Genomic DNA, 14,272 nt, shown 5'->3' with positions numbered 1-14,272 from the left:
TAGCCGCAGATGAACGCGCCGAGCACCCGTGATTGCGCAGCCGCCCATCGACATGCGTGGCCGTGCGGGTTCCAAGGACGCAGCTCCCGCAATCGTGATCAGCGCCATCTACATCATCATGACCTGCCGGACGTCCACCGGTTTCCAGCCGGTCGAAAACAGCGCCAAGGCGATCGCGATCCGCTCGCTGGCCATGACGAGCAAACGCGAGATCCAGAGCTATCTCCCGCCACCTATCAGTTCGCCAGGCACAATGGCTTGGCCTTCAACGTGACGGCGATCGCCCCTCCATCCCCGAGGGCCACGGCGTCGGCTTCGACACCGACTACATGACGCCGCCGGTACCGTAACCTTGACATATACGCTGCCCTTAATTATAAAACGATACAGTTTCGTTTTATCACAACCGTTTTCCGAGGGAATGCTCTACAAGCACCGACCGAGATCGGAGACAGCAGGCCGTCATGAAACGAATCATTCTGTTGACCTTGATCCTGCTGTCATGGGCGCCCCTGGCGCACGCGGTCGCCGGGACCGGCTCCGGCATGCAGACCGAGAGGGATCCGTCAGCCTCCACCGATCCGGCACTGAGCCAGGAGACGATCGATCGCGAGCTCGACAAGTTCCGGCGGACGGAGGTGTCACTGCACCAGGCGCTGCGGATCGCCGAAAGGATTCATCCGGGCTCCAAGACCGCGGACATCAGCTTCGAGGGTGGGCTCGACGCGCCCGTCTACAAGGTCCGAACCCTGCAGAGCGGACGGATCTGGGAATCCGACATCGACGGCACCACGGCGAAGGTGCGCAACAGCGTGCTGTTCTCCACCGTGGATGGACTGAGCGAAAGCGATCGTAACAGCCTGGCTGCCCTCACCACGGTCCGGCTCAAGATGTCGGATGCGATTCGGATCGCCGAGCGCTCGGCGGCCGGCCGGGCGATCAGTGGCGGCCTGATGAACAAGGACGGCAAGCTCGCCTTCGTCGTGGTCGTCGTCAGCGGCAACGATCTCAAGCAGGTGACGCTCGAACCGTCATCGCTCCGGCGACGCTGATCGCGCTGCTCAGACCTTCGGCTGCAGCGCCAGGAACGTCTTGACCCGGTCACGGACGAAGCCGGGCAGCTCCCTGCGGATCGTCCTTTCGCTCTCACCCATGAGCGAGCGCATGATCACCGGCATGACGATCAGATCGATGAAGATCTCGGCAGAAACGGCCGACGCCTTCGACGGCGTCCGGCGAGCGGTCGTGGCCGAGGCGCCGATCGTCTCGCCGAGCAGCACCGCCACGGCATGGGTGGCCCGCTTGCGCGAGACGTCATGAAACTGACAACTGAGATCGGGAAACCGGTAAGCCTCCCCGATCGTGACCCGTAACAATCCCAGCGAGTCCTTCAGCGCGCGATCGACGATGGCGATGGCCAGTCCAACCAGCTTTTCCTGTGCGGTGCCGGCCACCGGCGTGTAGGACCCGAGATTCATCACGTCGTTGATGGACCGCGCGACGACGGCGGCGAACAAGGCGGCCTTGCCGGTGTATCGGGCATAAATCGTCGGCTTGCTGGCGGGGGCGCGCTCGGCGATCTCGTCGATGCTGGCGCCGTCAAAGCCGCGCTCGAGAAACACCGCGCGCGCAGCGTCCAGAATACGTTCCTCGATATTTCCAGCCAGCGCCTTCGGCGGCCGTCCCACCCGCCCGCGAAACGCTTCCGTGCGTGCAACGTCCGTACGTTTCAATTTGGCCTGCGTGCGGGCCATACTCAACGACCTCGACTCGACATGAAGATATGTCGTCAAGGGATTACACGTTCTTGTCGAGACGGCAATAGAACGACCACGCCACGCGGCTATGCGCATGGTGGCGTACATAATCGGCAACGCATCAGCACAAGCACCTCAAAATACCTCAGGTAACAAGCTCCCCGAGATCGTCGAACACGGCGAGCGCACCGTCGAACGCGTCGTCATGAAAGTAGAGGCTGCGCGTGATCAGCACGGGAACGCCGGCGCGGGTCGCAGCCATCAACCCGTTACCGGAGTCCTCGATCGCGATGCAACTGGCCGCGGGTAGATCGAGCTGCGACAAGACCTCCAGGTAGACATCGGGCGCAGGCTTCTTGCGCACGACATCGTCGGCCGCCACGACGGCGGCAAATCCTGCCTCCCAGTTCGCGCCCAGCGCGGGCGCCAACAGGGCATCGATATTGGCGCGCGTGGTCGTCGTCGCGATCGCGAGCCGCTGCCCGCGGGCCGAGGCAGCCTCCAGCAATGCTTGAACGCCCGGACGCAACGGGCAGCCCTTGTCGGCCATCAGCGCGGCAAACCGCTCCGTCTTGATGCGATGAAGCCGGGCAACGACGGCGTCGCTGAGCGGAGGACCCGTGCGCCGCATCTGGTCGAACGCACGAACGCGCTCCTTGCCACCGGTGACACGCAGCAGCTCCTTGTAGATGCGGCGGCCCCAGTGCCAGTCGATGCCCACCGCGACGAACGCCTCGTTGAAGGCCTCGCGATGGATTTCCTCGGTCTCGGCCATCGTGCCGTCGACGTCGAAGATCAGCGCGCCGGCGTCGGCGATGCGGCGCCGGAGGTCGTCGAGCGGCGCGTTCCTCACCAGAGCCAGACTCATGGTTGCACCTCCACCCTGCCGTCTCCCGCGTCGGTCCCCTTGGCGAACACGCGGCTTGCCAGCACGTCGCTGGCTTCGATCGACATCACGTCATCGGACGTCAGCACGCGGTCGAGCCGCGACACCAGCCGGTTGGCCTGGCGCAGGCGGATCCGATCCAGCGCATTGCGGATCGAGCGCGCGTTGGAGAACATGGGCTGAGTGCGCCGGACGGCGATGTATCTTTCGAAAGCGGCGCGGGCCTCCGGCGTGAAGCGATAATTCTGCCCTTCCAGCATCATCTCGGAGATCGTCAGCAGCTCGGCCTCCGAATAGTCGGGGAAGTCGATGTGATGGGCGATGCGCGAGCGGAAGCCGGGATTGCTCTGGAAGAACTTCTCCATCCGGTCGGCATAGCCGGCAAGAATGACCACGAGGTCCTCGCGCTGCGACTCCATGATCTGCAGCAGGATCTCGATCGACTCCTGGCCGTAGTCGCGCTCGTTCTCGGGACGGTAGAGATAATACGCCTCGTCGATGAACAGGACGCCCCCCATCGCCTTCTTCAGCACCTCCTTGGTCTTCGGCGCGGTGTGGCCGATATACTGGCCGACGAGGTCGTCGCGGGTGACGCTGATGACGTGGCCGCGGCGCACGAAGCCGAGCCGGTGCAGGATGCCGGCCATGCGCAGCGCGACAGTGGTCTTGCCGGTGCCGGGATTGCCGGTGAACGACATGTGCAGGGTCGGAAACGTCGTCGCCAGCCCCATCTTGCGGCGGATCCGCTCCATCATCAGCAGCGACGCGATCTCGCGGATTCGCGTCTTGACCGGGGTGAGCCCGACCAGCTCGCGGTCGAGCTGCTCCAGCACCGGCGCAATATCGACGCTCTCGAACTCGCGGCGCAGGTCGACGGTGTCGACCGGCGTCGCCTCGGTGGTGTCCGTCTGCGTGGCCTGCATCATCGGCTGGTGCTCCGTTCTGGACGTTCGCATCAGATCGCCGTGCGTTCGATTGCGAACCTGGCAGCAACGAAGCAACGGCAAATAGAAGGTGATATGGCCGCTCCGGGCGGAGATCCCTGCCACGCCGCAGACCCGCAGACGCAGCAGCGACCTCCGCCCGCCAGGGATCAGTAACGCTGGCCTTCCGGGCGCTCGGCCGCGTAGGACCGCGTCGAATAACGCTGATTGCGCCCGACGGTTTCCTGCCGGTCGAGCCGGAAGCCCGGCTCGTTCTGCGGCCGGTTGACGATGAAGGACAACCGGGTCGATTCCCAGCCATGGCTGGAATCGAAGGCCGAGATGCGGATGTAGCGGTCGCCGTAGATCTTCCGGCACTCGGTCAGCTCGCGCATGATGCCGGCGGCGTCACGCAGGTCGAACATCGGCAGGCCCCACATCTCCCAATAGGTGTTGCGGGGATGCGGATCGTCGGTGAACTCGATGTTCACGGCCCAATTCTTCTCGAGGCAATACTGGATCTGAGCGGAGATCTGCTCGTCGGTCAGATCGGGCAGGAAAGAAAAGCAACCCTGGGTCACGCGCATGTTGATGTCTCCCGATATCGCTGAAACGGGCGAGCCGGTGTCCGGCTCGCATCGCGGCGTCGCATCGAACGATTGTTAGGCGGCAGGCGTCACTGTCGGGACGAAGTCCGGCGAATCGGTCGATTCGTAGTTGAAGGTGACGTCCTTCCAGATCTCCAGCGCCTCGCGCAGCGGCGTGCAGGTCTGTGCCGCCTTGGCCAGGATCTCCGGACCTTCATGCACGTAGTCGCGGCCCTCATTGCGGGCGAGGATCATCGCTTCCAGCGCGACGCGGTTGGCGGTCGCACCGGCGGCGATGCCGCGCGGATGGCCGATCGTGCCGCCGCCGAACTGCAGCACGACGTCCTCGCCGAGCAGGTCGAGCAACTGGTGCATCTGGCCGGCATGGATGCCGCCGGAGGCCACCGGCATCAGCTTGTTCAGGCTGGCCCAGTTCTGGTCGAAGAACACGCCATGCTCCAGCCGCATCGGATTGAAGTCCTCGCGGCAGATGTCGTAATAGCCGCGCGTGGTGTTCGGATCGCCTTCGAGCTTGCCGACCACGGTACCGGCATGGATGTGGTCGACGCCGGCGAGCCTCATCCATTTGGCGATGACGCGGAACGACACGCCGTGCGCGCGCTGCCGCGTGTAGGTCGAGTGACCGGCACGATGCAGATGCAGGATCATGTCGTTCCGGCGCGCCCATTTCGCCATCGACTGGATCGCGGTGTAGCCGATCACGAGGTCGATCATGACGATCGTCGAGCCGAGCTCCTTGGCGAACTCGGCGCGCTCATACATGTCCTCCATCGTCGCCGCGGTGACGTTGAGGTAGGTGCCCTTGATCTCGCCGGTCGCCGCCTGCGCCTTGTTGACCGCCTCCATGCAGTACAGGAAGCGCTCGCGCCAATGCATGAACGGCTGCGAGTTGATGTTCTCGTCGTCCTTGGTGAAGTCGAGCCCGCCCTTCAGCGCCTCGTAGACGACGCGTCCGTAGTTGCGGCCGGACAGGCCGAGCTTCGGCTTGACGGTGGCGCCGAGCAAGGGACGGCCGAACTTGTCGAGCCGCTCGCGCTCGACGACGATGCCGGTCGCCGGCCCCTGGAACGTCTTCACATAGGCCACCGGCAGCCGCATGTCCTCCAGCCGCAGCGCCTTCAGCGGCTTGAAGCCGAACACATTGCCGATGATCGAGGCGGTCAGGTTGGAGATCGAGCCGGGCTCGAACAGATCGAGGTCATAGGCGATATAGGCGAAATAGCTGCCGGGCGAGCCCGGCACCGGCTCGACGCGGTAGCACTTGGCGCGATACTTCTCGGCCGCCGTCAGCCGGTCGGTCCACACCACGGTCCAGGTCGCCGTCGAGGATTCGCCGGCGACCGCGGCGCAGGCCTCGGTCGGATCGACACCGTCCTGCGGCGTGACGCGGAACAGCGCGATGACGTCGGTGTCCTTGGGCTGATAGGACGGCTCCCAATAGCCCATCTTCTTGTATTCCATCACGCCGGACTTGTAGCGATCCTTGCCGCGCACCGTGATCGATTGGTCGTTCATGTGTTCCTCCTGGATTTTCGTTGTGGCTGTGGACGTCACGCAGCTTCGGTCATTCCCCCAATTCGTGGATCGAGCGCGCCGGAGCGATAGCGCTTGGCCATCTCCGACAGCGGCAGCACCTTGATCCTGGATGCATTGCCGGCGGCGCCGAACTGCTCGAACCGCTCGCGGCAGAGCTCGCGCATCGAATCCATCGCGGGCTTCAGGAATTTGCGCGGATCGAACTCGCTCTTCGACGACGCGCCGACTTTTCGGAAGATGGCGGTCATTGCCAGCCGGCAGTCGGTGTCGATGTTGACCTTGCGCACGCCGTGACGGATGCCGCGCACGATCTCCTCGACCGGGACGCCCCAGGTCTGCGGCATCTCGCCGCCGAACTGGTTGAACATGTCCTGCAGGCTCTGCGGCACCGAGGACGAGCCGTGCATGACGAGATGCGTATTCGGCAGCCGGCGATGGATCTCCTCGATCACGTTCATGGCGAGAATCTCGCCGTCCGGCTTGCGCGAGAATTTGTAGGCGCCGTGCGAGGTGCCCATCGCGATCGCCAGCGCATCGACCTTGGTGGCGCGGACGAAGTCGACCGCCTGGTCGGGATCGGTCAGCAGCTGCTCGCGGCTGACCTTGCCCTCGAGGCCGTGACCATCCTCCTGCTCGCCGCCACCATGTTCGAGCGAGCCGAGCACGCCGAGCTCGCCCTCGACCGAGGCGCCGACCCAGTGCGCCATATCGGTGACGCGGCGGGTGATGTCGACGTTGTAGTCGTAGTCGGCCGCGGTCTTGGCATCGGCCCTGAGCGAGCCGTCCATCATCACGGACGTAAAGCCGTACTTGATCGCGGTGGCGCAGGTCGCCTCGTCATTGCCGTGGTCCTGGTGCAGGCAGAGCGGGATCTGCGGATACATCTCCTCCAGCGCGTCGATCATCTTGGACAGCATGATGTCGCCGGCATAGGAGCGCGCGCCGCGCGAGGCCTGGATGATCACGGGGGCATCGACGGCCGCGGCCGCCTCCATGATCGCCAGCCCCTGCTCCATGTTGTTGATGTTGAACGCCGGCACGCCGTAGCCGCGCTCGGCCGCATGGTCCAGCAATTGTCTGAGCGTGATCCGCGCCATGTTGGTCTCCGTCCCTGGTTCGATGTTCTGCTTGGTGGCGCGGCTCAGGAAGCCCGCGCCCGGATGATGTTGCGCATCGCCGCATCGGCCACCGCCGCAGGCGTGATGCCGAATTCGCGGTACAGCACCTCGGCCGGCGCCGAGGCGCCGAAGCCGTGCATGCCGACGAACTCGCCGGCATCGCCGAGCCAGCGCGCCCAGTCGCCCTCGATCGCGGCCTCCACGCCGATGCGCGGCACGTGGCCGAGCACCGCGGCGCGATACTCTGCCGACTGCTTGCGAAACAACTCGAAGCACGGCGCCGACACCACCGCCGCCTGGACGCCCTCGGCCGCCAGCAGCTTGGCCGCCTCCAGCGCGATCGCCACCTCCGAGCCGGTCGCAATCAAGGTCACATCGCGCCCAGCCTCGGGCTCGATGACCACGTAAGCGCCGCGCGCGACCTTGTTGTGATCCGATGCCTCGGTGCGGAAGGCCGGCAGGGCTTGCCGAGACAGGCACAGCACCGACGGCGAGGTCTCCGCGCGCAGCGCGCAGTCCCAGGCTTCCGCCGTCTCGACCGCGTCGGCCGGGCGGAAGACCAGGAGGTTCGGAATGGCGCGCAAGCTCGCGACATGCTCGACTGGCTGATGCGTCGGGCCGTCCTCGCCGAGGCCGATGGAATCGTGGGTCATCACGTGGATAACGCGGATGCCCATCAGCGCGGCCAGCCGAATCGCCGGCCGGCTGTAGTCGGCGAACGCGAGGAAGGTGCCGCCATAGGGAATGAAACCGCCATGCAGCGCGATGCCGTTCATGGCCGCAGCCATCGCGTGTTCGCGCACACCATAGTGCACGTAGTTGCCATCCATTGCGGCCGGTGTGACGGATTTGTGCGTCTTTGCCTTGGTCAGGTTGGAATGAGTCAGGTCCGCCGAGCCGCCGAGCAGATTTGGCAGCACTGTCGCAATGACATCGATGACGTTCTGCGAGGCCTGGCGGGTGGCGATCTTCGGCCGCTCGGCCGTGAGCTGCGCGATGAACTGCGCCATGCGCTCGGTATAGGCGGCCGGCAGCTTCTTGTTCAGCGCGTCATGGCACGGCGATCGGTCCGCGGTGCACAGCTTGCGCGCACGCTCCTTCCAGGCCTGGCGCACGCTGCGGCCGCGCGCGCCGATCTCGCGCCAGCTCACCAACACATCGGCTGGCACCTCGAACGGACGGTGCGGCCAGTGCAGTGCCGCGCGGGTCTTCTCGACCTCCTCCGGCCCGAGCGGCGCGCCATGCGCCTTCTCCGAGCCCTGCCGTCCGGGTGAGCCGAAGCCGATCGTCGTCCGGCACGCAATCATGCTCGGGCGGTTGCTCTGCCGCGCCGCCGCGATAGCAGCCTCGATGGCTTCGGGATCATGGCCGTCAATGCGGGACGTCGCCCAGCCCGACGCCGCGAAGCGTGCGAGCTGATCGTCGGAGCAGGCAAGACCCGTCGAGCCGTCGATCGAGATGCCGTTGTCGTCGAACAGCACGATCAAGCGATTCAGCTTGAGATGGCCCGCGAGCGAGATCGCCTCGTGGCTGATGCCCTCCATCAGGCAGCCGTCGCCGGCGATCACGTAGGTATAGTGATCGACCAGATCGTCGCCGTAGCGCGCGTTCATCAGGCGCTCGGCGAGCGCCATGCCGACCGCCGTCGCGATGCCCTGCCCGAGCGGACCGGTGGTGGTCTCGACACCAGGCGTGTGGCCATACTCAGGATGCCCCGGCGTCTTGGCGCCCCATTGCCGGAACCGCTTCAGCTCATCGATCGTGACGGCCTCGTAGCCAGTCAGATGCAGCAGCGCATAGAGCAGCATCGAGCCGTGTCCGGCCGACAGCACGAAACGGTCGCGATCGGGCCAGGCCGGATCGGCGGGATCGAATTTCATGAAGCGTGAGAAAAGGACGGTTGCCACGTCGGCCATGCCCATCGGCATGCCCGGATGACCCGATTTCGCCTTTTCGACTGCGTCGATGGCCAGGAAGCGGATGGCATTCGCCATCTCGGCATGGCTGGGATCGGCTTTCGGAGCCAGCGTTTGCACGGCGGTGGCGGTCATAGCGTGCGCCTCTTTCGGTCCATCAGTTGCATGATCATGGGGGTGAGAATGAGCTGCATCGCGAGATCGAGCTTGGCGCCGTGGATCACGATCGAATTGGCGCGCGACATGAAGCTCTGCGGAATCATCGAGAGCAGATAGGGGAAGTCGATGCCGCGCGGGTTCTTCAGCCGGATCACGACCATCGATTCATCGGGCGTCGGGATCCAGCGGGCGACGAACGGGTTCGAGGTGTCAACCGTCGGCACGCGCTGAAAGTTGATGTCGGTCTCGGAGAACTGCGGGATGATGTAGTTCACGTAGTCCGGCATGCGGCGCAGGATCGTGTCGGTGACCGCCTCGGTGGTGTAGCCGCGCGACGCGCGGTCGCGGTGCAGCTTCTGGATCCACTCCAGGTTCATCACCGGAACAACGCCGATCTTCAAATCGGCGTGCTGCGCGATGTTGACCTTGTCCGTGACAACGGCGCCGTGCAGGCCTTCGTAGAACAGCAGATCGGAGTCCTCCGGCAGCCGGCTCCACTCGGTGAAGTTGCCGGGCCTTGTGTCGTAGAGCCGCGCCTCCTCCTCATCGTGGACGTAGTGGCGCGTCATGCCGGTGCCGGTCTCGGAATAATCGCGAAAAGTCTTCTCGAGCTCCTCGAACAGATTGGTGTCGGGGCTGAAATGGCTGAAGTGCTTGTTGCCGATCTCGGCCTCCTCGACCATCTTGCGGCGCATCTCCTCGCGATTGTAGCGATGGAAGGCGTCGCCCTCGATATAGGCCGCCTTGACGTTCTCGCGGCGGAAGATGTTCTCGAAGGTCTTCTTGACGGACGTGGTGCCGGCGCCCGACGAGCCGGTGATCGAGATGATGGGATGACGACGTGACATGAACTTTCTCCGGAAGGCGCGTTCGGCAGGCGGGCTCAGCGGAACAGGCCGCGCCGCGCGAACAGGGGCGCATCGCTGGTTTCGAACAGCGGCTCGATGCCCTCATGCAACTGGTCGACGTCGCGGACAAGGCGGACGTCGCCCATGATCAGCGGCGCGCGCTGATGCGGCGAGCGCGCCGACAGTTCGAGGATGCGCGAACGGCCGCTCGAGGCCGAGCCGCCGGCCCATTCCATGATCAGCGCCATCGGATGCGCTTCGTAGACCAGCCGCAGCCGGCCCTCGCGATAGCCGGGGCGGGAGTCGGCCGGATAGAGGAACACGCCGCCGCGCATCAGGATACGATAGGCCTCGGCGACCAGCGAGGCGATCCAGCGCATGTTGAAGTCGCGGCCGCGCGGGCCGGCCGCGCCCGACAGGCATTCGTCGACATAGTTGCGCACGGTCCCGCTCCAGTGCCGGCGGTTCGACGCGTTGATGGCGAACTCCGGCGTATCCTGCGGGATGCGGATGCCAGACTTGGCGAGCATGAACTCGTGCAAGGTCGGATGCAGGACGTAGAGATCGACGCGATGGTCGATCGCGAGCACCAGGCAGGTCTGTGGTCCATAGACAAAGAAGCCGGCGGCAAGCTGTGCCGTGCCGGGCTCGAAGAAGCTGGAGAGCACGTCGCGGCCCCGCGGGCGGATCGAGAAGATGGTGCCGACGGAGATGTTGTTCTGCAGGTTCGACGAGCCGTCGAGCGGGTCGATCGCCACGCAAAGTGGGGCAGCAGCATTGACCGTTTCCGGCCGGTCGACCTCCTCGGACAGGATGCCAGCGACCGGAGCCCGGCGCAGCGCATCCCGCATCAGATTGTCGGCGACGATGTCGAGCGCCTTCTGGACGTCGCCGTCGGCGTTCACGGTGGCGGCGCCTTCGTCGACGCCAGACAGCGGTGCGACCGCGATCTGCCGCGCGAGTTCGCGCGCCGCCCCGGCCAGAGCCTCGATGACCGCGGCGCAATCGGCGTCGGCACCCTGCGCCGCCAGATGTGCCTGCAATGTCTGATGTTGATCCATTTGGTGATTCATGGGCCACTCCCTCGCCATCAGCTCCTCTGCCGGGAACTTGATGAAGCCGCACGAATGCGTCGTGCCGCGCTGCTATCAACACTCGATTTGCCTAATTAGGGAAATTTCATTATCTTTGGATAGACCAAAGTTTTCCTTATACTGGCGATCTCATCGAGGGTTCCATGAGCCGGCACTTCTCTCGCGATCTCACCATCCGCCAGCTTCGGGCGCTGGCTGCCGTGCAAAACTCGGGGTCGGTGACGTCTGCGGCCGGCCGTTTGAACCTCACTCAGCCTGCCGTGACCCTGCAGATTCGCAATCTTCAGGAGCTCGCCGGGCTGCCGCTGATCCAGCGCACCACCGACGGCATGATCCTGACCGAGGCCGGCCGCAGCGTCCTGGCACTCGCCGAGCGCGTCGAAGCCGCGCTGCAGGACTGCGAGCAGGCGCTCGACATTCTGGCGGGACGCAGCGGCGGCCGCGTGGCGATCGGCGCGGTCAGCACCGCGAAATATTTCGTGCCGTTTGCGATCGCGGAATTTTCGCGGCGCTTCCCCAAGATCGACGTCACCTTGCGGATCGGCAATCGCGACAGCCTGCGCGAGGCACTGCGCGGCTATGATCTCGACATCGCCATCATGGGCCGGCCACCGGCCGACGTTCCCGTGGATATGCGGCCGTTCGGAAAGCACCCGCACATCATCATCGCCCCAGCCAACCACCGGCTGGCGCGCCGCAAGCGGATCGCGGCCGAGGATCTCGCCGGCGAGGTGTTCATCACCCGGGAGCCGGGATCGGGCACCCGGCTGCTGATGGAGACATTCTTCGAGAAGCATGGTCTGAAGCCGAAGACCAGCATGGAGATGGACAGCAACGAGACCATCAAGCAGGCCGTGATCGCCGGCCTCGGCATCGCCTTCATCTCGCAGCACACCGTCGCCCATGAGCTCAGCGAGGGGCGGCTGGTGACGTTGAAGGTCGCGGGATTGCCGATCATCCGCCAGTGGCACGCGGTGCGGCGCGCCGACAAGCTGCTGCTGCCGCCGGCCCAGGCGATGCTGGACTTCTTCGGCAAGGAAGGAGCGCGGTTTCTGCCGAGCTGAGCGCGACAACCGATGCCATTGCGGTGTCACGTCTCGCATGGCGCCGTCTCACCAGCCGATCTCGAACCGGCAGGCCTCGTCACCCCAGGCTTCGCAGGCAATCTCGCGCGCATGGGCGTCGGGATGCACGAGCCTTGCGAACAGCGTCTCGAACGTCCCAGCGTAGAAGTCGCAGATGGCGTGATCGCCGTGATGGCCGCGGCACAGCGGACAATGGCTGATCTGGTAGATGGTGGGCCGACCTGGGCGTACGGTGAAGGTGCCGGTCCCGGCAAACGTCCAGGCATGCGCGGATATCGCCCGCGTCAGCACGCCGCTCGCGAGCCGGGCCGGCAGCAGCCGGAGCACGCGGTGCGCCGCGGAGGGGATGCGATGCGCGAGCAGATAGGCCGCCGTCAGCCGCCCTGCCCTGGTGCTGACGGCGCGCGCAGCATCGTCGTCGAGCTCGGTCCGAAGCGCACGATGGAGCCGCGTGACCTCGGCTTCGTCGACCATCGCCGCCGGAGGCGTCGCGAGATAGGTGTCGAGCCGCGCGGCCGCGAAGACGCGGCGCGCCGCCTCCTCGCCGTGCAGCTGACGCAAGGCCTCCGCGGTCTGGATGATCGCGTTGGGACCGATGCGGCCGGCGATGTGGCCTTCAGCAACGCCGTCCTGATGGTCAGGCGCGGCGTCAGCACGCGGCAGCGGAACGTGCCGGGCGCACGTGCCGTGCATTTCAATGCACCCGCGTCTCGGTCTCGTCGTTCATCTGCCCGGCACCGCCGCCACAGGCCATCACCTGCGCCTGCTGCGGTCCGCTCAGCTTGCGATTATGGCTCGTCTTCCATTCGACCTTGCCGGGATCGGCGCGCCTGCGCGACGTATCGAAGCCGAAATCGACCTTGCCCTTGGACTGCGGCCCCCAGTAATTGACGCGGCCAAGATCGTAGAATTTCCGCTCGAAGCCCGACTTCAGGAACGCCTTGAGGCAGCCGAGCAGATAGCGGCGGCGCTCGCCGGAGCCGGCCCAGGGATAGGAGAACAGCGCCTTTAGGATGTAGAAGCGGCGATAGTTGTTCATGACGCCGTCGAGCAGCTCGCCGCGGTCCATCGCGTCCGGCTTCATGATCGGGGTGACGAAATTGTACTTCTCGTAGTCGAAGATCTCGACCTTGTCGCCGAGGTCGCGGAACAGATCGGAGAAAGGCCAGGGCGTGTACATCGCCCAGTTGGCGAGATCCGGCTTCCAGTCGCGCGCCATCTGGTAGGTCTCTTCCAGGGTCTCGCGGGTCTCGTTCTCAAGGCCAACGATGAACTGGGCCTCGACGACGATGCCGGCGTCGCGCAAGAGCTGGATCGCCTTCTTGTTCTGCGCGACCGTGGTCTCCTTGTTGAAGCGGTCGAGCTTCATCTGCGCCGCGGCTTCCGTCCCCAGCGAGACGTGGATCAGGCCGGCCTTGCGGTACAGCGGCAGCAGCGCTTCGTCGCGCAGGATGTCGGTGACGCGGGTGTTGATGCCCCAGAGGATCTTGAGGTCGCGGCGGATCAGCTCCTGGCAGAAGGCTATGAATTTCTTCTTGTTGATGGTCGGCTCCTCGTCGGCCAGGATGAAGAAGCCGACATCGTGCTCGCGCATCAATGTCTCGATCTCATCGACCACCTTCTTCGGGTCGCGGATGCGATAGTCGCGCCAGAATTTCCATTGCGAGCAGAAGCTGCAGGTGAACGGGCAGCCGCGCGCCATGTTGGGGATGGCGACGCGCTTGTTCATCGGGATGTAGATGTACTTGCTCCATTCGAGCACGCTCCAATCCGGCGTGATCGCATCGAGGTTCTTCACCGTCGGCGCCGCCACCGTCGCCACGACCTCGCTGCCGTCGCGATAGGCGATGCCCTTGATGCTGCGGCGGTCCGTCGCCCAGCGGCCGTCCTCGCGGGCGCGCATCAGGTCGACGATGATCTCCTCGCCCTCGCCGCGCACGATGGCGTCGATCCACGGCGCCTCGGTCAGCACCTGCTGATACATGAAGGTGGCGTGGATGCCGCCGAGCACGGTCAGTGCGTCCGGGTGCTCCTCCCGAGCGATCTCCAGAAGACGCTCGGCCTTGTAGATGGAGGGCGTGATCGCGGTGCACCCGATCACGTCAGGCTTTTCGCTGCGCAGGATGGCGCGGACCTGATCCTCGGAGAGATCGTTGGTCATCGCGTCGATGAAGCGGAGGTCGGTGAAGCCGGCCGCCTTCAGCGCGCCAGAGATATAGGCCGCCCAGGCGGGCGGCCAGTTGCCGGCGATCTCGGCGCCGCCGGAGTGATAATTCGGATGCAGCAACAAGATCCGCACGGCGTTCTCCCCGATTATCAATTTGTCTATCAATCTTAACGTC

At 65.1% G+C, this 14,272-nt stretch carries 14 protein-coding genes; 3 read left to right on the top strand and 11 right to left on the bottom strand.

Features of this window, described 5'->3' with window-relative positions:
• Positions 1-28 precede the first annotated feature (28 nt).
• Both QX041_RS23085 and QX041_RS23080 read left to right on the top strand, forming a co-directional pair.
• Complete coding sequence (locus QX041_RS23085; protein ID WP_315714345.1) at positions 29-274, top strand: hypothetical protein; 246 nt, start codon at positions 29-31, stop codon at positions 272-274.
• A 190-nt stretch (positions 275-464) separates the two neighbouring features.
• Positions 465-1,052, top strand: a complete 588-nt coding sequence (locus QX041_RS23080) for a PepSY domain-containing protein (protein WP_315714344.1) — start codon at positions 465-467, stop codon at positions 1,050-1,052.
• A 9-nt stretch (positions 1,053-1,061) separates the two neighbouring features.
• Here QX041_RS23080 and QX041_RS23075 read toward each other — a convergent pair whose 3' ends face one another.
• The 9 genes from QX041_RS23075 to QX041_RS23035 all read right to left on the bottom strand — a co-directional run bounded on the left by QX041_RS23075 (position 1,062) and on the right by QX041_RS23035 (position 10,842).
• Positions 1,062-1,754 (bottom strand): TetR/AcrR family transcriptional regulator, encoded by a 693-nt coding sequence (locus tag QX041_RS23075; protein ID WP_315714343.1) that lies wholly within the window; start codon positions 1,752-1,754, stop codon positions 1,062-1,064.
• 148 nt (positions 1,755-1,902) lie between these two features.
• The gene (locus tag QX041_RS23070) at positions 1,903-2,625 is read right to left on the bottom strand and encodes an HAD-IA family hydrolase (RefSeq protein WP_315714342.1); all 723 of its coding nucleotides are present in this window, start codon (positions 2,623-2,625) and stop codon (positions 1,903-1,905) included.
• Positions 2,622-3,566 carry a CbbX protein gene (gene cbbX / locus QX041_RS23065; protein ID WP_315714397.1) on the bottom strand — a complete coding sequence of 315 codons (945 nt, stop codon included), beginning with the start codon at positions 3,564-3,566 and terminating at the stop codon, positions 2,622-2,624. The genes QX041_RS23070 and cbbX overlap by 4 nt, the downstream gene beginning before the upstream one ends.
• A gap of 170 nt (positions 3,567-3,736) precedes the next feature.
• Positions 3,737-4,153: a ribulose bisphosphate carboxylase small subunit gene (locus QX041_RS23060; RefSeq protein ID WP_315714341.1), complete on the bottom strand. Its 417-nt coding sequence runs from the start codon at positions 4,151-4,153 to the stop codon at positions 3,737-3,739.
• 75 nt (positions 4,154-4,228) lie between these two features.
• Positions 4,229-5,689 (bottom strand): form I ribulose bisphosphate carboxylase large subunit, encoded by a 1,461-nt coding sequence (locus tag QX041_RS23055; RefSeq protein ID WP_315714340.1) that lies wholly within the window; start codon positions 5,687-5,689, stop codon positions 4,229-4,231.
• Positions 5,690-5,724: 35 nt separating this feature from the next.
• Positions 5,725-6,807 carry a class II fructose-bisphosphate aldolase gene (gene fba, locus QX041_RS23050; protein ID WP_315714339.1) on the bottom strand — a complete coding sequence of 361 codons (1,083 nt, stop codon included), beginning with the start codon at positions 6,805-6,807 and terminating at the stop codon, positions 5,725-5,727.
• Between the two features lie 44 nt (positions 6,808-6,851).
• Positions 6,852-8,879, bottom strand: a complete 2,028-nt coding sequence (tkt, locus tag QX041_RS23045) for a transketolase (protein WP_315714338.1) — start codon at positions 8,877-8,879, stop codon at positions 6,852-6,854.
• Positions 8,876-9,751 (bottom strand): phosphoribulokinase, encoded by an 876-nt coding sequence (locus tag QX041_RS23040; protein ID WP_315714337.1) that lies wholly within the window; start codon positions 9,749-9,751, stop codon positions 8,876-8,878. The genes tkt and QX041_RS23040 overlap by 4 nt, the downstream gene beginning before the upstream one ends.
• 35 nt (positions 9,752-9,786) lie before the next feature.
• The gene (locus QX041_RS23035; RefSeq protein WP_315714336.1) at positions 9,787-10,842 is read right to left on the bottom strand and encodes a class 1 fructose-bisphosphatase; all 1,056 of its coding nucleotides are present in this window, start codon (positions 10,840-10,842) and stop codon (positions 9,787-9,789) included.
• A gap of 146 nt (positions 10,843-10,988) precedes the next feature.
• On the opposite strand from QX041_RS23035, the gene QX041_RS23030 reads away from it, so the two are divergent.
• Entirely contained in the window at positions 10,989-11,909 is a 921-nt protein-coding gene (locus tag QX041_RS23030) for a LysR family transcriptional regulator (RefSeq protein ID WP_315714335.1), read from the top strand.
• A gap of 48 nt (positions 11,910-11,957) precedes the next feature.
• Here QX041_RS23030 and bchJ read toward each other — a convergent pair whose 3' ends face one another.
• Together bchJ and bchE are read right to left on the bottom strand one after the other, a co-directional pair.
• Entirely contained in the window at positions 11,958-12,623 is a 666-nt protein-coding gene (gene bchJ, locus QX041_RS23025; protein ID WP_315714333.1) for a bacteriochlorophyll 4-vinyl reductase, read from the bottom strand.
• 1 nt (position 12,624) lies between these two features.
• The gene (gene bchE / locus QX041_RS23020; protein ID WP_315714331.1) at positions 12,625-14,229 is read right to left on the bottom strand and encodes a magnesium-protoporphyrin IX monomethyl ester anaerobic oxidative cyclase; all 1,605 of its coding nucleotides are present in this window, start codon (positions 14,227-14,229) and stop codon (positions 12,625-12,627) included.
• Positions 14,230-14,272: the final 43 nt, after the last annotated feature.

It is taken from the genome of Bradyrhizobium sp. SZCCHNRI2009, from assembly GCF_032485115.1.
Classification (GTDB): domain Bacteria; phylum Pseudomonadota; class Alphaproteobacteria; order Rhizobiales; family Xanthobacteraceae; genus Bradyrhizobium.
This window is presented reverse-complemented; position numbering and strand designations above follow the sequence as displayed.

Bases quoted from the DNA above. Each gene is read 5' to 3' on its own strand.
- QX041_RS23080 (WP_315714344.1), top strand. From the start codon at position 465: ATGAAACGAATCATTCTGTTGACCTTGATCCTGCTGTCATGGGCGCCC.
- QX041_RS23075 (WP_315714343.1), bottom strand. From the start codon at position 1,754: ATGGCCCGCACGCAGGCCAAATTGAAACGTACGGACGTTGCACGCACG.
- QX041_RS23070 (WP_315714342.1), bottom strand. From the start codon at position 2,625: ATGAGTCTGGCTCTGGTGAGGAACGCGCCGCTCGACGACCTCCGGCGC.
- cbbX (WP_315714397.1), bottom strand. From the start codon at position 3,566: ATGCAGGCCACGCAGACGGACACCACCGAGGCGACGCCGGTCGACACC.
- QX041_RS23060 (WP_315714341.1), bottom strand. From the start codon at position 4,153: ATGCGCGTGACCCAGGGTTGCTTTTCTTTCCTGCCCGATCTGACCGAC.
- QX041_RS23055 (WP_315714340.1), bottom strand. From the start codon at position 5,689: ATGAACGACCAATCGATCACGGTGCGCGGCAAGGATCGCTACAAGTCC.
- fba (WP_315714339.1), bottom strand. From the start codon at position 6,807: ATGGCGCGGATCACGCTCAGACAATTGCTGGACCATGCGGCCGAGCGC.
- tkt (WP_315714338.1), bottom strand. From the start codon at position 8,879: ATGACCGCCACCGCCGTGCAAACGCTGGCTCCGAAAGCCGATCCCAGC.
- QX041_RS23040 (WP_315714337.1), bottom strand. From the start codon at position 9,751: ATGTCACGTCGTCATCCCATCATCTCGATCACCGGCTCGTCGGGCGCC.
- QX041_RS23035 (WP_315714336.1), bottom strand. From the start codon at position 10,842: ATGGCGAGGGAGTGGCCCATGAATCACCAAATGGATCAACATCAGACA.
- QX041_RS23030 (WP_315714335.1), top strand. From the start codon at position 10,989: ATGAGCCGGCACTTCTCTCGCGATCTCACCATCCGCCAGCTTCGGGCG.
- bchJ (WP_315714333.1), bottom strand. From the start codon at position 12,623: ATGCACGGCACGTGCGCCCGGCACGTTCCGCTGCCGCGTGCTGACGCC.